This window comes from Rhizobium sp. SRDI969 (assembly GCF_025152725.1).
Lineage (GTDB): Bacteria > Pseudomonadota > Alphaproteobacteria > Rhizobiales > Rhizobiaceae > Rhizobium > Rhizobium leguminosarum_I.
Genome location: NZ_CP104035.1, coordinates 2,255,614 through 2,272,361, shown reverse-complemented (window position 1 = coordinate 2,272,361; position 16,748 = coordinate 2,255,614). Strand labels below are relative to the sequence as shown.

General features: G+C 60.8%; 15 protein-coding genes. 9 read left to right on the top strand and 6 right to left on the bottom strand.

Annotation, left to right across the window (positions count from 1 at the left end):
* The first annotated feature begins 69 nt into the window (after positions 1-69).
* Positions 70-855, top strand: coding sequence for a class I SAM-dependent methyltransferase (locus tag N2A41_RS11420; RefSeq protein ID WP_222385196.1), 786 nt, complete (start codon positions 70-72; stop codon positions 853-855).
* A 297-nt stretch (positions 856-1,152) separates the two neighbouring features.
* Here N2A41_RS11420 and moaA read toward each other — a convergent pair whose 3' ends face one another.
* Positions 1,153-2,199 carry a GTP 3',8-cyclase MoaA gene (gene moaA / locus N2A41_RS11415; RefSeq protein ID WP_222385194.1) on the bottom strand — a complete coding sequence of 349 codons (1,047 nt, stop codon included), beginning with the start codon at positions 2,197-2,199 and terminating at the stop codon, positions 1,153-1,155.
* A 136-nt stretch (positions 2,200-2,335) separates the two neighbouring features.
* On the opposite strand from moaA, the gene N2A41_RS11410 reads away from it, so the two are divergent.
* Complete coding sequence (locus N2A41_RS11410) at positions 2,336-2,710, top strand: gamma-butyrobetaine hydroxylase-like domain-containing protein (protein WP_222385192.1); 375 nt, start codon at positions 2,336-2,338, stop codon at positions 2,708-2,710.
* 48 nt (positions 2,711-2,758) lie between these two features.
* Positions 2,759-3,949 carry a low temperature requirement protein A gene (locus tag N2A41_RS11405; protein WP_222385191.1) on the top strand — a complete coding sequence of 397 codons (1,191 nt, stop codon included), beginning with the start codon at positions 2,759-2,761 and terminating at the stop codon, positions 3,947-3,949.
* A gap of 3 nt (positions 3,950-3,952) precedes the next feature.
* On the opposite strand, the gene N2A41_RS11400 is transcribed toward N2A41_RS11405, so the two are convergent.
* Positions 3,953-4,420, bottom strand: coding sequence for a MarR family winged helix-turn-helix transcriptional regulator (locus tag N2A41_RS11400; RefSeq protein WP_170261041.1), 468 nt, complete (start codon positions 4,418-4,420; stop codon positions 3,953-3,955).
* 47 nt (positions 4,421-4,467) lie between these two features.
* On the opposite strand from N2A41_RS11400, the gene N2A41_RS11395 reads away from it, so the two are divergent.
* Together N2A41_RS11395 and N2A41_RS11390 are read left to right on the top strand one after the other, a co-directional pair.
* Complete coding sequence (locus tag N2A41_RS11395; protein ID WP_260110963.1) at positions 4,468-5,448, top strand: alpha/beta hydrolase; 981 nt, start codon at positions 4,468-4,470, stop codon at positions 5,446-5,448.
* 37 nt (positions 5,449-5,485) lie between these two features.
* Positions 5,486-6,097 (top strand): pyridoxamine 5'-phosphate oxidase family protein, encoded by a 612-nt coding sequence (locus tag N2A41_RS11390; protein WP_170261038.1) that lies wholly within the window; start codon positions 5,486-5,488, stop codon positions 6,095-6,097.
* Positions 6,098-6,440: 343 nt separating this feature from the next.
* On the opposite strand, the gene N2A41_RS11385 is transcribed toward N2A41_RS11390, so the two are convergent.
* On the bottom strand, positions 6,441-7,508 hold the full coding sequence (locus N2A41_RS11385; protein ID WP_260110962.1) for a GGDEF domain-containing protein: 1,068 nt from the start codon (positions 7,506-7,508) through the stop codon (positions 6,441-6,443).
* Positions 7,509-7,854: 346 nt separating this feature from the next.
* Positions 7,855-9,462: a fumarate hydratase gene (locus tag N2A41_RS11380; protein ID WP_260110961.1), complete on the bottom strand. Its 1,608-nt coding sequence runs from the start codon at positions 9,460-9,462 to the stop codon at positions 7,855-7,857.
* Positions 9,463-9,668: 206 nt separating this feature from the next.
* On the opposite strand from N2A41_RS11380, the gene N2A41_RS11375 reads away from it, so the two are divergent.
* Positions 9,669-10,820, top strand: a complete 1,152-nt coding sequence (locus N2A41_RS11375) for an acyltransferase family protein (RefSeq protein ID WP_260110960.1) — start codon at positions 9,669-9,671, stop codon at positions 10,818-10,820.
* A gap of 226 nt (positions 10,821-11,046) precedes the next feature.
* Here the strand turns inward: N2A41_RS11375 and fumC are convergent, their stop codons facing one another.
* A complete protein-coding gene (gene fumC / locus N2A41_RS11370) occupies positions 11,047-12,438 on the bottom strand; it encodes a class II fumarate hydratase (protein WP_170261033.1) in 1,392 nt (463 codons plus the stop codon).
* A 61-nt stretch (positions 12,439-12,499) separates the two neighbouring features.
* Between fumC and N2A41_RS11365 the strand changes: the two genes are divergently transcribed.
* Positions 12,500-12,766, top strand: a complete 267-nt coding sequence (locus N2A41_RS11365; RefSeq protein WP_170281214.1) for a hypothetical protein — start codon at positions 12,500-12,502, stop codon at positions 12,764-12,766.
* Between the two features lie 74 nt (positions 12,767-12,840).
* Positions 12,841-14,754, top strand: a complete 1,914-nt coding sequence (locus tag N2A41_RS11360; RefSeq protein WP_260110959.1) for a L,D-transpeptidase family protein — start codon at positions 12,841-12,843, stop codon at positions 14,752-14,754.
* A gap of 310 nt (positions 14,755-15,064) precedes the next feature.
* On the opposite strand, the gene N2A41_RS11355 is transcribed toward N2A41_RS11360, so the two are convergent.
* On the bottom strand, positions 15,065-15,781 hold the full coding sequence (locus N2A41_RS11355) for an HAD family hydrolase (RefSeq protein ID WP_210254191.1): 717 nt from the start codon (positions 15,779-15,781) through the stop codon (positions 15,065-15,067).
* Positions 15,782-16,046: 265 nt separating this feature from the next.
* Between N2A41_RS11355 and rpiA the strand changes: the two genes are divergently transcribed.
* The gene (gene rpiA, locus N2A41_RS11350) at positions 16,047-16,745 is read left to right on the top strand and encodes a ribose-5-phosphate isomerase RpiA (protein ID WP_017964560.1); all 699 of its coding nucleotides are present in this window, start codon (positions 16,047-16,049) and stop codon (positions 16,743-16,745) included.
* Positions 16,746-16,748: the final 3 nt, after the last annotated feature.

The following is a 16,748-nucleotide window of genomic DNA, read 5'->3' as shown; positions in this document are numbered from 1 at the left end:
AGAAATATGACTTTGTGAATCAAGTTATTTAGAGCATTTCCAAACGGATCCGATGCCGGGGCTCTCAAGATGAATTCGATGAATACAAATTACTCCATCCGCGACGAAATCCGCGATTTCTGGTCGGAGAGGGCGGCAACCTTCGACCAGAGCGTCGGCCATGAAATCTTTTCTGAAGGCGAGCGGAAGGGTTGGCAGCGGCTGATCCGAAAGCATCTTGGCGCGGGGCAGGGACGGGCAGCGCTCGATCTTGCCTGCGGCACCGCCGTGATCTCGCATCTGATGAACGATGTCGGCTTCAAAGTCACCGGGCTCGACTGGTCGGATGCGATGCTGGCGCAGGCGCGCGCCAAGGCGAAGAAGCGCGGCACCGATATCCGCTTCGTCGCCGGCGACGCCGAAAACACCATGGAGCCCAAGGACAGCTACGACGTCATCACCAACCGCCATCTCGTGTGGACGCTGGTCGACCCGGCTTCAGCCTTCAAGGAATGGTTCTCGGTATTGAAGCCGGGCGGCAAGGTGCTGATCCTCGACGGCAATATGGGTAAGGAAACCTGGGTCAAGGGCCTGCAGAAGCTCTGGACGAAGGTGACCGGCAAACTGCCGGCGAGCCACATGTCGCCGGAGATGATGGCGCGGCACCAGAAGATCCGCTCACGCGTGCATTTCTCCAGCCAGATGCCGGCCGAAGCAGTCGTCGATCTTCTGCGCCAAGCCGGTTTTACGGATATCGTCATCGACCGCAAACTCGCCGACATCCATTGGGCGCAGGCGCGCAAGATGCCGTTCCTGCGCGGGCTGGAGCGCATGGTGCAGGACCGGTTTGCGATTTGCGCGCGTAAGCCTTGGTGATGGGTTGGGTTAGCGCTGAAGGGCGAGGCGTGCTCCCTCTTCTCCCCAGCGGGGAGAAGGTGGCCCGCAGGGTCGGATGAGGGGGCCACTCGGCACAGCGTTGATTGCCCTTCGCTTGCGTTCAGCGCATTCGCGGCTTCGCCGCTCACCCCCTCATCTGCCCTGAAGGGCATCTTCTCCCCGCTGGGGAGAAGGGGGAGTCTGCCGCACTGTATCCCGGCCCTTCGCATTGCTCAGGGCGTTCGGCGCTGCAATCGATTCACTGGATCGATTGCTCCCGCTTTGCGGGACCGCTTCTCACCCTCCGGTGACACTCATATGCCTGGCCACTGCCGGGCGATTATGCGTGCGGTCGATGATGAAGTCGTGGCCTTTGGGTTTGCGGGTGATGGCCTCGTCGATGGCGGCGCGGAGGAGGGCGTCGTCTTCGGTGGCGCGGAGGCTCGCGCGGAGATCGGCGGCGTCGTTCTGGCCGAGGCACATGTAGAGCGTGCCGGTGCAGGTGAGGCGAACGCGATTGCAGCTTTCGCAGAAATTATGGGTCATCGGGGTGATGAAGCCGAGGCGGCCGCCGGTTTCTTCGACCCTGACGTAACGGGCCGGGCCGCCGGTCTGGTAATCGATGTCCGCAAGCGTGAACTGCTCTTCGAGATCGGCGCGCAGCTTTGAAAGCGGTAGGTACTGGTCGGTGCGGTCTTCTTCGATCTCGCCCATCGGCATGGTTTCGATGACAGTGAGATCCATGCCGCGGCCATGGGAGAAGCGCAGCAGCTCCGGCATCTCGGCATCGTTGAAATCCTTCAGCGCCACCGCGTTGAGCTTGATCTTCAGCCCGGCTTTTTGAGCCGCGTCGATGCCTTCCATGACCTTGGCGAAATCACCCCAGCGGGTGATCTTGCGGAACTTGTCGGGGTCGAGCGTATCGAGCGAAACATTGATGCGGCGCACACCGCAATCATAGAGCTCCTCCGCATTGCGAGCGAGCTGCGAACCGTTGGTGGTCAGCGTCAATTCGTCGAGGCCGGCACCGATCTTCTGGCCGAGCTGGCGAACCAGATACATGATGTTCTTGCGCACCAGCGGCTCGCCGCCGGTCAGCCTGATCTTGCTGACACCCTTGGCGATGAAGGCGGAACAGAGCCGGTCGAGCTCTTCCAGCGTCAAGAGATCCTTCTTAGGCAGGAAGGTCATGTTTTCCGCCATGCAATAGGTGCAGCGGAAATCGCAGCGGTCGGTGACGGAGACACGGAGATAGGTGACCGCCCGCCCGAAGGGGTCGATCATCGGGTGCGCACCTGCCACCAGCGGCGATGCATTACCTACCGTTCCAACTCTGGTATTCACCTGTATCTCCGTACTCTCATCAATGTGGGCATATGCTATTGTCGCGTCAAGGGAAACAGCCCGCGCGAGCATGCCAATTTCAGCTTGCGCCGAAAAAGATCAGCGCCTACTCCTCGCATGAGAAGAGGACAAAATGATGAGCGATATCTGGCCGACCGAACTTCGCGTCTCGAAAGACAGGCAGCGGCTGGTGGTAACCTTCGATGACGGTCAGAGCTTCGACCTGTCGGCTGAGCTCTTGCGCGTTCTGTCGCCCTCGGCCGAGGTGCAGGGCCACGGGCCAGGACAGAAGGTGACGGTGCCGGGCAAACGCAATGTCGCGATCATCTCGATGATGCCGACCGGCAATTACGCGGTCCGCATCGGCTTCGACGACATGCACGATACCGGCATCTACACCTGGAACTATCTGCGCGAACTCGGTGAACGGGGTGCTGAGCTATTTTCCGCCTATGAGGATGAGCTCCGCGAAAAGGGCATGAACCGCGATACGGCGGAAAAGCCGCGCTGAGCGCCGCTACACTTTCAATCCACGCATAATCCAGCCATCGGGGGCCATATGGCGAAGACGAACGGAAAGAACTGGCTGCGCGCCAAGGGCAGCGCCAGCGGCAGCAAGGTGACCTTTCTCGAACTGTTCTTCGACCTGGTCTTCGTCTTTTCGATCTCGCAGCTCTCGCATGCGCTCGCCGCCCACTACACGCCGCTCGGTGCCGCCGAAGCGGCGCTGATGACCTTCGCCGTCTGGTGGGTGTGGATCTTCACCGCCTGGGTGACGAACTGGCTCGATCCGGACAAAATGCCGGTGCGCGGCATGCTGGTGGCGCTGATGATGCTCGGGCTGCTGCTGTCTGCCTCCATCCCCGAGGCCTTCGGCGACAAGGGGTTGCTATTTGCCGGCGCCTATGTGGCGATGCAGGTCGGGCGCTCGCTGTTTACGACCTATGCGATGACGCGCGTCGACCGCCCCAACACGCTGAATTTCGTCCGCATCAGCACCTGGCTCGTGGTTGCCGGGGTCTTCTGGATTGCCGGCGGGCTGCTCGAGCATGAAGCCCGGCTGATCGCCTGGGTGATTGCGCTGGCGATCGAATATGCCGGGCCGGCCGCGGGCTTTGCCGTGCCCGGGCTCGGGCGCTCGACGGCGCGGGACTGGGACGTTTCCGGCGCGCATATGGCCGAACGCTGCGCGCTCTTTGTCATCATCTGCCTCGGCGAAGCGATCCTCGTTTCCGGCCGAACCTTTTCGGAGCTGCCGTTCTCCGGGCTGACCAGCGTCGTCTTCGTCACCGGCTTCGTCGGCACGGTCGCCATGTGGTGGCTCTATTTCCGCTTCGGCCACGGGCGCGCCGCCCACCGCATCGAGCATGAAGAGACGCCGGGCAGCTTGGCGCGTCTGGCCTTCACCTATGGCCATATCCCGATCCTTGCCGGCATTATCGTCCATGCAGTGGCGGTCGAGTTCATGTTCTCGCATCCGCATGAAACCGGCAATCTCGGTATCGCCGCGGCCGTGCTCGGCGGCTCCGGCCTGTTCCTGATCGGCAATCTCTGGTTCAAGGGCGCGACCAGCGGCCAGCTGCCGCTATCGCATCTTGCCGGCCTGGTCCTTCTGATCCTGCTCGCCTTCGCCGCACCCTTCATCGAGGTTTATCTGATGGGCATTCTGGCGACGCTCGTGCTGATTATCGTCGCCGCTTGGGAATATCGCTCGCTGACCGGTACGGCGGCGGCGCCGACGCTGCATTGAACATCAGTCCTCGTCACGCAGATCTTTCAGCAGCATGGTGATGATCCGCTCCATCGAATCGGCGGTCGCCGTGCATTGCTCTATCGGCTCGTCCGACAGAACGCGGTCGATGAGGCCGGTCTGGATTGCCATGGCTTCTTCACTCAGCTTTCGACCGTCCGGCGTCAAATAGAGGCGCAGCACGCGCTTGTCGCGCTCGTCATCGCGGCGGAGGATCAGACCGCGCTTCTCCATCTGCGGCAGCAGCATGCTCATATTGGAGCGGCCGACCAGCAGCTTGCGCGCCAGCTCCTGCTGGGAGATGCCCTCGAAACGATAGAGATTGACAAGGATATCGAGGTGCGGCGGCTTGATGTCGAGATCGGCAAGCGAGCGGGCAAGAGATTGTTGCATCAGCTGGCAGGCGCGAGCCACCGCGATCCAGCTGCGAAAACGCGGATGATCCCAGGGAAGGGATTGATTTTTGTTCATCGTTGTACTTTATTGTTCAGTGTTGAACAGTCTTTTGGAATCCCACTATGGCAAACTTTGCGCTTGACGTCACCCGCCTCGGGTTTTCGGCTCTGCAGGCGATTTCGCCCGATCTTGCAGGCAGAGCGGCGTTCCAGCTGTTTTGCCGGACGCCATCGGCAAAGCCGAAGGGAGCAAAGGCGAAGGCAGCGCATGCGGCGGGTGCGGCCCGGCTTGCCGGCGCCGAATGCTTCACCCTCAGGCTTGCCGGCGGGCGCCAAGCGCATGCCTACCGGCTGAACGGCGGAGCGAGAGGCAAGCGCCAGCGCTATCTGGTGACCCATGGCTGGGGATCGAGCGCGGCATATATGGCCGAACTCGTCTCGATGCTTGCGGCAACGGGCGCGGAGGTCGTGGCACTCGATTTTCCCGGCCACGGCCGTTCCGGCGGGCGCTTCCTGCATATGGGGCTCGCGGTCGAGACGATCGCGGCGGCAGAGGAGCGCTTCGGCGCCTTCGATGCGACGATCGGTCATTCCTTCGGCGGCGCGGCGCTCATGGTCTCGGCAGCGGAGCTGCTGCCTCGCGTGGCGCCTGTCAGCGGTGAGCGCCTGGTGCTGATCGGTGCGCCGAGCGAGATGGGCTGGCTGTTTGCCGACTTCGGCCGGATGGTCGGTCTTCGCTCTGCGGCGCAAGCGGCACTGGAGAACGAGGTCCACCGCGCCACCGGACGGAGGCTTGAAGACTTCGACGCCGGCGAAGCGGCGGGCGAGATCGGCCGCCCGGTGCTCGTCATCCATGCCGAGGACGACAAGGAGGTGTCGCCTCTCCATGCCAAGCGCTATGGCGCGGCGGGAAGGGGCGTTCGGCTGTTCTGGGCGAACGGCTTCGGCCACCGGCGCATCGTCGGCGCCGCGCCGGTTCTTGCCGCGATCGCGGCGTTTCTCGACGGCGATCGGGACGCTGGTGAAGCGCCTGATGAAAACATCAAAAAAGATGCGGAGATCATTCCGTTTTTTGAGCTTCCGGCAAGGCGCGCGGCATTGTAGCGTCCGTCGCGAAGATCAAGCCGCGGCGGGACGTCTCATGAAAATCATCAGCAGCATCGAAGAGCTCAATACGATCTATAGCGCCGGCCTGTCGCCAGCCTCCGTCACCAAGGTGACGAAGCAATTGACCCCGCTCTATCGTGAGATGATCGAGATCTCGCCGTTCGCGGCGCTTGCGACCGTCGGGCCGGAAGGGCTCGATTGTTCACCGCGCGGCGATCTTGGCGGCGTGGTGCGCGTCGCCGACGACGAGACGCTGCATCTGCCGGATTGGCGCGGCAACAACCGGGTCGATTCGCTCTCCAACATCGTGCGCGATCCAAGACTGGCGCTGATGTTCCTGATCCCCGGCTCGAACACGACGATGCGCATCAACGGCCGCGGCGTCGTCTCCGATGATGATGCGCTGCTTTCAAGTTTCGAGATGGACGGCAAACATCCGCGCACCGTCGTCGTGATTTCGATCGACGAGGTCTATTTCCAATGCGCGCGCGCCGTGATGCGGGCCGAGCTCTGGAATACCGAGCACTTCGCCGATCCAGCGAAGCTGCCGACGCCCGGGCAGATGCTGAAGGCTGCGACCGGCGATTTCGACCAGGAAACCTACGACCGGGAATGGCCGGGGCGGGCGGCAAAGACGATGTGGTAGAAAGCGTGCCGGTGGCTGCCGGCTTTTTACTCGGCGTCGCGGCGAACTCGTCCGTTTTCTCCCTCACGGATGAGCGAGGAATACGGCGCCGCCACAAGTCTCTTCTCCCCAGCGGGGAGAAGTGCCGGAGCGATAGCGAGGCGATGAGGGGGTGAGCGGCAAAGCCGCGAATGCGCTGAGCGCAAGCGAAGGCAACAATGAAGGGCATGCCGTGTGGCCCCCTCATCCGACCCTGCGGGCCACCTTCTCCCCGAGGGGAGAAGAGGGAGCAAGCCGCGCGAACTGGACAGCATCCCGCCGCCTCACCTTCCGGTGACAGTGTGCGTGCGGCGCTGGATCGCCGTCACGTCTTGTAGATCAGCCAGCTCTTGGTGAAATCCTTTTGCATGCCATCCTGATAGAGGATGGTGCAGTTGCGGCCGGCATTCTTGGCGCCGTAAAGGGCGATGTCGGTCTTGCTGTAGAGTTCGCCGGCATCATCGGCATTGGAGGCCATGCAGATGCCGATCGAGACGGTGACCGGGCCGTAATTCACCCGCGTGCGGGAATTCTTGAAGGGCGTCGTCTCCAGTGTGCGACGAATGCGCTCGGCGATCGCGGTGACTTCCTCGGGCGTGTTGCCATCGATGATGAGGGCGAATTCCTCGCCGCCGGTGCGGGCGACGAAGACGTCGCGGCGGACATTGCTGCGGATCACGGAGGCGACGGTGGCAAGCACTTTGTCGCCGACCGGATGGCCGTAGGTGTCGTTGATCTTCTTGAAATTGTCGATGTCGCAGAGCAGCAGCGCCGTCACCGGCCGCATGCTCGAATTGTCGAAGATGGCGGCGAGGCGGTCGTCGAAGGCGCGGCGGTTGGAAAGCCGCGTCAGCGAGTCGGTGTTGGCGATGCGCTTGTATTCGTCGAGTTCCTTGCGGACTTGATCCATCTCCTGCGAGCGCTGGACGACGTCCTCAACGGTACGTTCGCCATGCGCCATGGTGTCACCGGTCGCCTGGCTCAGGAGATCGATGGCGTTTTCGATCAGTTCGACGCTGGCATTGCTCTTGGAGGTGATGCGCTTGTGGGTCTCGCCGAGCAGCCTGGTATAGCTTTCGAGCGAGCTCTGCTCCTGCCTCAGGATCCGCAGCAGACCGTCGAGTTCGCCTGATATGCGCGTATGGGCATCGTCGAAGACGCGGGCCGGGCTGTGGGTGAAGTACTGCGCGCCGAGAGCATCGAGTTCGGCCTGGCTCACCTGGCCGCCGAAGGCCGCGAGTTCGCGGGTGAGAGCTGGATTAGAGCCGATATAGGCCTCGTAGAAGAGTTCGTAATTGCGCGGTATCGGCGCAACGCCCATGGAGCGCATGGCATAGGTGATCTGACCCGCAACGTCGGGAATTTGCACCTTGGGCGCGACAGCCGTATTCATCCGGCGAACTCCTCATATATTCAAAGGCAATATTCTATTTGTTAGCTTAAATTTCTTGGGAAAAGATTAAAGCGATATATACCAAAGATTACATGCGATAAATGCCGCATGGGGAAATACTTCGATCAGGCCTATGATTCTCCACGGAAAAACGTATCTTTATCGAGACAGTGCATACTCGTTGAGCGGGAGCGGCGTCTGAAAAACTTACAGTTCTTCTGTGCCGGAGAGCGTATTCATCTTGTCGACAGTTGGTTTTGGTCGTTTCGTATTGCAGCGGCGCAGAACATAAGCGCGTCGGATAAGGCGTCGGCTCGGTAAAGCAGGCGGCAACGTAGCCCGCCACTCACCCCAAATTTAGCTCCTGGAAAAAATCATTGCCCTTGTCGTCGATGACGATAAAGGCAGGGAAGTCTTCGACGTCAATCTTCCAGACGGCTTCCATGCCGAGCTCGGGATATTCGAACACTTCGACCTTGCGGATACAGTCCTGGGCAAGACGGGCGGCGGGGCCGCCGATCGAGCCGAGATAGAAGCCGCCATGTTTCTTGCAGGCCTCGCGCACGGCGCGCGAACGGTTGCCCTTGGCGAGCATTACCATCGAGCCGCCGAAGGACTGGAACTGGTCGACGTAGCTGTCCATGCGCCCGGCCGTCGTCGGGCCGAAGGAGCCGGAGGCGTAACCGGCCGGCGTCTTGGCGGGACCGGCATAATAGACCGGGTGGTTCTTCAGGTAATCCGGCATGCCTTCGCCCTTTTCCAGCCGCTCGCGGATCTTGGCATGAGCGAGGTCGCGGGCAACGATGATGGTGCCCGATAGCGACAGGCGCGTCTTGACGGGATGCCTGGAGAGCTCGGCGAGCACCTCGGCCATCGGCCGGTTGAGATCAATGCGCACCGTCGATTCCGACAGTTTGGCCTCATCGATCTCGGGCATGTATTTCGACGGGTCGGTTTCGAGCTGCTCGACGAAGATGCCGTCGCGGGTGATGCGGCCCTTGGCCTGACGGTCGGCGGAACAGGAGACTCCGAGGCCGATCGGCAGCGAGGCGCCGTGGCGGGGCAGGCGGATGACGCGCACGTCATGGCAGAAATACTTGCCGCCGAACTGGGCACCGACGCCCATCTGCTGCGTCAGCTTGTGGATTTCCTTCTCCATCTCGATGTCACGGAAGGCATGGCCGCTCTCGGACCCTTCGGTCGGCAGCTCGTCGAGATAGCGGGTGGAGGCGAGCTTGACCGTTTTCAGGTTCATCTCGGCCGAGGTGCCGCCGATGACGATCGCGAGATGATAGGGCGGACAGGCCGCCGTCCCTAACGTCAGGATCTTCTCCTTGAGGAAGTCGATCATCCGGTCGTGCGTCAAGAGCGAGGGCGTGCCCTGGTAGAGAAAGGTCTTGTTGGCCGAGCCACCGCCTTTGGCGACGAAGAGGAATTCATAGGCGTCGGTGCCTTCCTCGTAGATGTCGATCTGGGCCGGCAGATTGTTCTTCGTGTTCTTCTCCTCGAACATTTTGACCGGCGCGAGCTGCGAGTAGCGCAGGTTTTTCTTCTCATAGGCATCCATGACGCCGCGGGCGAGCGCTGCCGTATCCTCGCCTTCGGTCCACACCCTGCGGCCCTTCTTGCCCATGATGATCGCGGTGCCGGTGTCCTGGCACATGGGCAGCACGCCGCCAGCTGATATATTGGCGTTCTTCAGCAGGTCGTAGGCGACGAAACGGTCATTGTCCGTGGCCTCGGGGTCGTCGAGGATCGAGGCAAGCTGCTTCAGATGGCCGGGGCGCAGCAGGTGGTTGATATCGGCAAAGGCGGTTTCTGCAAGCAGGCGGATGCCTTCCGGCTCGACGGTCAGGATCTCCTGGCCTTTGAACGTATCGACCGAGACATGGTCGCCACTGATCTTGCGATAGGGGGTGGCATCCTTGCCGAGGGGGAAGAGATCGTCAGCCATCGAAGTGACCTTTCTGGTGGGGCGTCGCTAGATTGGAACCGGTCTAAATCCGCTGCGGGGCAAAAGCAATCGGGATGCGGGTTCGGGCGATTTCGGCGTCGCGGTAAGGGACGTGCCCTGCTGACCCTCGGACGCACTATATCGCGTCCTCGCAAGACCGGTTTGCGCGACAAGGATCAACTCTACGCCGTGTCCGGATATACCTCATGTTCGGCAGCAAAGCCTTGCCGCCTTTGATAGCGCACAGGGTTTTTCTTAAAAACTTAATTGAATTTGCAAATCCCTCGTGCAATGTTGCGGTGCACACAAGCGAGGTGGTTATGGTTTATTCCATACAGTATCTGCGAGCCATCGCAGCAATCGCCGTGACATTCTTTCATGTTGCGTTCATTTTTGGTTGGGATTTCGTTCCCATGGCGGCCGGAGTTGATCTGTTTTTTACAATCAGCGGCTTCATCATGTGGACCATATCGGATGCAAGGCCCACGACGTCCCTGCGATTCATCAAAAACCGTGTTCAGCGCGTTCTGCCCATTTACTGGATCTGCACGATTCTATTTTTGGTTGCGGCCACTGCCTCACCCAAGAACTACGACCATCTCACTTTCAATACTGTAGATATTATCCGGTCGTTGCTGTTTATTCCCTACTACGACAGCACCGGAATTGTTCAGCCAGTTCTCGTTCCGGGTTGGACACTGAATTTCGAGATGTTCTTTTATACGGCGTTTTGTCTTGCGCTGTTTTTGAAAGGACAGACTGCGCGTCTCCTGGCGATAGCGGGCTTTCTGATCGCTTGTGTTACGATCGGACTATTCACGCCAATGACTCCTTACTCCATCGTGTACGCCTCTCCGCTTCTGTTGGAGTTTCTAGCCGGCATTCTAATCGCGTTCGTTATGTGTAAGGCAGATATCAAATCGCCGACGTTGGCGGCAGCGTTGATTGTGGTGGGGCTCGCGGGTCTTGTCGCGTCTTCTGTCCTCGACAAGCCAACCGGCTTCATTCGGCTTCTTGCCTGGGGTGTGCCTTCGGCGTTTATTGTTTCAGGCGCCTTGATTGCAGAACGCGCGGCACTTGTCCCGAAGATCAAACGGTTGAAGATATTAGGTGACGCCTCTTATTCCCTCTATCTCACTCATATGATTACGATTGGCATCGCGAAGCTTGCAATCTATCTCATCGGCGCCGAGCGCTGGGCCGCGCCGCTTTCCGTGCGTATCTCATTGCTTATCGCGACGACAATATTCTGCGTCCTTGTTGGATTGGCTTTCTACTTCGCCGTTGAGAAGAAAATCGCGCAGTTCCTAAAAGCGCCGAGGAGAAGAAAGGTTGCGGCATATACGCCCGCCGAATAGGGTTTGAGGTGCGCATCGTCATAACGGCGAGATCTCAGGTTCCGGGCGATGCCGGCATTATTGGTTGGAATTGGAACCGATTGGCCATTCGTCCAGAGATTGACGCGGAGCGCGAAGGGAAATGAATGGTGTGCCGTGCGCGCCCACATCCGACCCTTCGGGCCACCTTCTCCCCGATGGGGAGAAGAGGGGAGCAAGATGAGGGGCATACGGCCCCACGGCCTTCTTATTTCGGCCCGATCATCGTCTCAGGCCGGACGATCGCGTCATATTCTTCCGACGTCACCAGGCCGCTGGCGAGGGCTTCTTCCTTCAGCGTCGTGCCGTTCTTGTGCGCTGTCTTGGCGATCTTGGCGGCTGCGTCGTAGCCGATCTTCGGGGCAAGTGCGGTCACCAGCATCAGCGAGCGTTCGAGGCCGGCCTTGATATTCTCTTCGCGTGCCTCGATGCCGACCACGCAATTGTCGGTGAAGGAGACGGCGGCGTCGGCGAGCAACTGCACCGACTGCAGGAAATTATAGGCCATCATCGGATTGTAGACGTTGAGCTCGAAATGGCCCTGGCTGTCAGCGAAGGTCAGCGCCGCGTTGTTGCCGAAGATATGGATGCAGACCTGCGTCAGCGCCTCACACTGGGTCGGATTGACCTTGCCGGGCATGATCGAGGAGCCGGGCTCGTTTTCCGGCAAGGCCAGCTCGCCGAGGCCGGCGCGCGGGCCGGAACCGAGCAGGCGGATATCGTTGGCGATCTTGAAGAGGGCGGCAGCAGCCGCATTGATGGCGCCATGGGAAAAGACCATGCTGTCATGCGAGGCGAGCGCCTCGAACTTGTTCGGCGCGGTGACAAAGGGCATGCCTGTGATGGCAGCGATCTCTTCGGCGACCTTTTCGGCAAAACCGACCGGCGCGTTGAGGCCGGTGCCAACGGCAGTGCCGCCTTGGGCGAGTTCGCAGAGGTCGGGCAGGGTCATTTCGATGCGCTTGATGGCGGAGCCGACCTGAGCGGCATATCCCGAAAATTCCTGGCCGAGCGTCAACGGCGTCGCATCCTGGGTGTGGGTGCGGCCGATCTTGATGATGTGGCTGAACTCGGTGACCTTCATGTCGAGGGCGGCATGCAGGTGCTTCAGGGCTGGCAGCAGGTGATGGGCGATCTGCTCGGCGCAGGCGATGTGCATGGCCGTCGGATAGGTGTCGTTGGATGACTGGCTCATATTGACGTGGTCGTTCGGATGCACCGGCTTCTTGGAACCCATGACGCCGCCAAGCATTTCTATTGCACGATTGGAGATTACTTCGTTGGCATTCATATTGGACTGTGTGCCCGAACCGGTCTGCCAGACGACCAGCGGAAAGTGGTCGTTCAGCTTGCCGTCGATCACCTCCTGGGCGGCGTCGCCGATCGCTTTGCCGAGGGCAGGATCGAGTTGGCCGAGCGACACGTTGGCGCGGGCGGCTGCCTGTTTGACGATGCCGAGCGCACGCACGATCGACAGCGGCTGCTTTTCCCAGCCAATCTTGAAATTGCCGAGCGAACGCTCGGCCTGGGCGCCCCAATATCGGTCGGCCGCGACGTCGATCGGGCCAAAAGTATCGGTTTCAGTGCGGGTTGCGGTCATCGGCCTTGCCTTCCCTTTGGCTGCTGTTTTCGGGCATTTCCGAAAGATGAGGTCTTATAGGTTGGAAAGCCCGGTAAGAAAACTGCACGTCGTGCAAAATATTGAAAGCGGAAGTCATGTTTGCCCTGGCCTGGCGGCGTGCTTTTTCGGCCACTTTGGATATTTTATGCGCCGCGGCGTTTTCGCTGCACTGGTCTGCCGGGATAAATTCGGTAAAAAATTAACTAATAATTTCATAATTTTGTGTGAACTGCTGCGCGGCGCCGTGCAGGATCTCCGTCACATAGAATTGAGTCCGCCGGCGCTGGCGGCGCAGGCCGGTTTCTGATCAATGAGCCGGACGTTGCTTGAGTTTCGCGGGATTTGAGCTGAGAACAGCATGACACCGGGACTGGAATATATATGACCTTCGTTTTTAAAAGCGCGGTATCCGCGTTGACAATTTCCTGCGGCGTGGCTGTGATGGGCGCCGCTCCCGCGCATGCTTACACACTGATGGATATGCTGCGCGGCGACAGGCAGCGGACCCAGAGCACCATCTTCATGGACCAAATGCCGCCCGGCCGTGTAGGCCAGCGCGGCGGCATCGGCGGATCGCTCGGCGGGCTCGACCCTGAGGCGCCGCTGCCGAAGGTGAGCGGTCCGCGTTATTATACCTACAAAACCGAGACGCTGCAGTTCGTCGATACGGGCAAGTTCGCCGATCCCGTCGTCACCGGCGCAGTCGCCGATGTTTCGGGCAGCGGCGATTCCAGCGCCGAACCCGCCGTACAGCGCCGCTTCCTGGCGCAGGCCAAGGTGCGCGCCAATGCCGACGTCGCAAAGGCCCTCGAAGCCTATTACGGCGACAGCCGCAATCCGCTCGTCTGGGTCGAGGGCAACCGGATCAACGACCGCGCCAAGTCGGCGATGTCAGTTCTTGCCGATGCGGCCGTCGTCGGCCTCGACCCAGAAGATTACGCCGTCCAGGCTCCTGATATCGACCCGGCCAATCCCGATCCCGCCTTCCGCGACCGGGCGCTGACACAGTTCGAACTCGAACTCTCCGCCAAAGTGCTCGCCTTTGTGCAGGATACGGTGCGCGGCCGCATCGATCCGAACAAGATCTCCGGCTATCACGACTTCCAGCGCAAGGTGGTCAATCTGGCCCCGGTGCTGAAGCTTGCCCGCATGAGCCCCGATGTCGATGCCTACATCGCCAGTCGCTCGCCTGATAGCCCGCAGTTCCTGGCGCTCAGGGCGGAGCTTGCAAAGCTTCGCGCCGTCGATGGCGGCAATGAGGAGCGAATCGTCGTTTCGCTCGACAATTTGCTGAGGCCTGGCGACAGCTCGCCCGAGATTGCCAATATCGTCAAGGCGATCGGCAAGCACGGCTCCGAAACGTTGAGGACCGATCATGCGGCAACGCTTGCTGCTTACGCAGGCAGCAGCGACTATTCGCCTGAGATCGTTTCGCTGGTCGAGGACTTCCAGAAGGAGCGCGGGCTGAAGCCCGATGGCGTTATCGGCCAGGCGACCGTGCGCGCCATGACCGGCGGCGACACCAATGCCTCGAAGATCGACAAGCTCGTCGTCGCCATGGAGCAAGCGCGCTGGCTGCCGGAAGATCTTGGTTCCCGCTACGTCATGATCAACCAGCCCGCCTACATGGTCTACTACCACAATGACGGCAAGGAACAGCTGTCGATGCGCGTGGTGGTCGGCGGCAAGAACAACCAGACCTATTTCTTCGACGACGAGATCGAGACGGTGGAATTCAACCCTTTCTGGGGCGTGCCGCAGTCGATCATCATCAACGAGATGCTGCCGAAGCTGCGCTCGGATCCGAATTATCTCGACCAACTCGGTTATGAAGTCGAGGTGAACGGCCATGCCGTCGCCTCTTCAAGCGTCGACTGGTACGGCTCGACCGATAACGTCTCGGTGCGCCAGCCGCCGAGCAGCGACAATGCGCTCGGCGAACTCAAGATCCTGTTCCCGAACAGCCACGCGATCTACATGCACGACACGCCGTCGAAGAGCTTCTTCAAGCGCGACATGCGGGCGCTGAGCCACGGTTGCGTGCGCCTTGCCGATCCGCGTGCGATGGCGGCTGCCGTGCTCAGCACGACGGTCGACGATGTCGCCAAGCAGATCGCCAGCGGGCAGAACCATGCGGTGCGCGTGCCGCAGAAGATCCCGGTCTACGTCTCCTACTTCACGGCTTGGCCGAATAAGGACGGCGTGGTGGAATATTTCGACGACGTCTACGGCCGCGACGCTTATGTCGACAAGGCCTTCGACGCGACGACGAAGGCGCGTGGGGCGCAGATCTGACGCTAGTTTCTATGGAATTTTGCGGGCGGTCTTCGGGCCGCTCGTTTTGTTTTTTGGCCGCGAGCACAGAAACAAAGTAGAAAGGGCGTACCGTGTGGCACCCCCCTCTGCCCTGCCGGGCATCTCCCCCACAAGGGGGGAGATCGGCAAGCGGCCCGACCTCCGGCCCGTCTTCCGCTTCGCCGGTTGCGACGATGATTGTTTGGAGAAGCCGGCGCGCCCATCCAATCTCCCCACCTGTGGGGGAGATGCCCGGCAGGGCAGAGGGTGCCACACTGTAAGCCAGCAGAAAGTAAGGAACGGCTAGGCCTCAGACGGCAACCTTCTCGGCGTATTCCCGTAACAGCCTTTCCACCAGTTCCGATGTCAGCTCATCGAAATGGGTGATGATAACATCCGGATCGAGGCTCGAAACCGGCACGTCGGAATAACCGAACGGCACGGCAATCGAGGGGACGCCGGCATTCTTGGCCACGGCGATGTCGTTGATGCTGTCGCCAATCATCACCGTGCGCGCGATGTCGCCACCGGCGCGTTCGATGGTGCCGGTGAGGTGGCGGGCGTCGGGCTTGCGCACGGGGAAGGTGTCGCCGCCTGATATCGCGTCGAAATATTGGGTGAGGTCGAGCTTTTCGAGCAGGCCGAGCGCCAGGCTCTCCATCTTGTTGGTGCAGACGGCGAGGCGGTAACCCTTTGATTTCAGCCGGTCCATCGCGGCGACTAGGCCCGGATAGGGCTCGGTGCGGCCGGGCATGTTGCCGGCATAATGGGCGATGAAGCGCTCCATCAGTGCCGGCAGGGCGTCGCCTTCAAGCGGATGGCCGCGCAGCCGGCAGGCGCGCTCTATCATCACGCGCGCGCCCTGGCCGACGAGATGGGTGAGGTCGTCGTAGCTGACCGGTTCGAGATCAAGGGCCGAGATCGTATGGTTCAGGCTCTCGACCAGGTCCACATGGGTATCGAGGAGGGTGCCGTCGAGATCGAAGACGACAAGCGCTGGGGGAGCGGGGGCAGGGGTCAAGGGCATGTCTCTTTGAGCGATGGTCGGCTTGAGGAGCGATGGATCGTCCTGGGGAACGATGGATCGTCCTGGGGAACGATGGATCGTCCCTGGGAACGATGGATCGTCCCTGAGGTAGGCGATCGCGCGGCGGAAAGCAACGTCCGGCGATGGCTGGGAAGGCCGCAGGCCTCTGTTTCGGCTTTTCATTTTCCGTGATGATTTTGACTTTCGTTTGCCAGGCGAGCCGTGTAAACAGCACATCCAACGCAATATCAGGAGCTGGCGGCGCATGGATGCCCGCGAAATGAAGATCAAGGCCGCCGAGGCCGCACTCGCCCATGTCGAAAGCGGGATGCGTCTCGGAATCGGCACCGGCAGCACGGCGGAAGAATTCGTTCGCCTGCTGGCGGAGAAGGTCGCGGGCGGCTTCAGGGTCGAAGGCGTCCCGACGTCCGAACGAACCGCGCGACTCTGCGTCGAACTCGGCGTGCCGCTGAAGTCGCTCGACGAGCTGCCGGCGCTCGACCTGACGATCGATGGCGCCGACGAGGTCGATACGGGGCTCAGGCTGATCAAGGGCGGCGGCGGTGCGCTGCTGCGCGAAAAGATCGTCGCAGCCGCCTCCGAGCGGATGATCGTCATTGCCGACGAGAGCAAGCTTGTGGAAATGCTCGGCGCCTTCGCGCTGCCGATCGAGGTCAATCCGTTCGGGCTCGTCTCGACGCGCATCGCGATCGAAAAGGTCTCGGCCCGGCTCGGTCTCTCGGGTGAACTTAATCTGCGCCAGTCGGGTGACGGAGAGTTTACCACGGATGGCGGCCATCACATCATCGATGCATCTTTTGGCCGCATTCCTGATGCAGAGGCGCTTTCGAGCGAGCTGAATTCCATACCCGGCGTCGTCGAACACGGGCTCTTTATCAATATGGCGGCACTTGCGATCATTGCCGGTCCTGCGGGTGTGCGTACACTGCAGGCAAACAGATAACAG

What these genes read in the sequence shown, in the direction of transcription:
- N2A41_RS11420 (WP_222385196.1), top strand. Translation starts at nt 70, where the DNA reads ATGAATTCGATGAATACAAATTACTCCATCCGCGACGAAATCCGCGAT.
- N2A41_RS11410 (WP_222385192.1), top strand. Translation starts at nt 2,336, where the DNA reads ATGAGCGATATCTGGCCGACCGAACTTCGCGTCTCGAAAGACAGGCAG.
- N2A41_RS11405 (WP_222385191.1), top strand. Translation starts at nt 2,759, where the DNA reads ATGGCGAAGACGAACGGAAAGAACTGGCTGCGCGCCAAGGGCAGCGCC.
- N2A41_RS11400 (WP_170261041.1), bottom strand. Translation starts at nt 4,420, where the DNA reads ATGAACAAAAATCAATCCCTTCCCTGGGATCATCCGCGTTTTCGCAGC.
- N2A41_RS11395 (WP_260110963.1), top strand. Translation starts at nt 4,468, where the DNA reads ATGGCAAACTTTGCGCTTGACGTCACCCGCCTCGGGTTTTCGGCTCTG.
- N2A41_RS11390 (WP_170261038.1), top strand. Translation starts at nt 5,486, where the DNA reads ATGAAAATCATCAGCAGCATCGAAGAGCTCAATACGATCTATAGCGCC.
- N2A41_RS11385 (WP_260110962.1), bottom strand. Translation starts at nt 7,508, where the DNA reads ATGAATACGGCTGTCGCGCCCAAGGTGCAAATTCCCGACGTTGCGGGT.
- N2A41_RS11380 (WP_260110961.1), bottom strand. Translation starts at nt 9,462, where the DNA reads ATGGCTGACGATCTCTTCCCCCTCGGCAAGGATGCCACCCCCTATCGC.
- N2A41_RS11375 (WP_260110960.1), top strand. Translation starts at nt 9,669, where the DNA reads ATGTTCGGCAGCAAAGCCTTGCCGCCTTTGATAGCGCACAGGGTTTTT.
- fumC (WP_170261033.1), bottom strand. Translation starts at nt 12,438, where the DNA reads ATGACCGCAACCCGCACTGAAACCGATACTTTTGGCCCGATCGACGTC.
- N2A41_RS11360 (WP_260110959.1), top strand. Translation starts at nt 12,841, where the DNA reads ATGACCTTCGTTTTTAAAAGCGCGGTATCCGCGTTGACAATTTCCTGC.
- N2A41_RS11355 (WP_210254191.1), bottom strand. Translation starts at nt 15,781, where the DNA reads ATGCCCTTGACCCCTGCCCCCGCTCCCCCAGCGCTTGTCGTCTTCGAT.
- rpiA (WP_017964560.1), top strand. Translation starts at nt 16,047, where the DNA reads ATGGATGCCCGCGAAATGAAGATCAAGGCCGCCGAGGCCGCACTCGCC.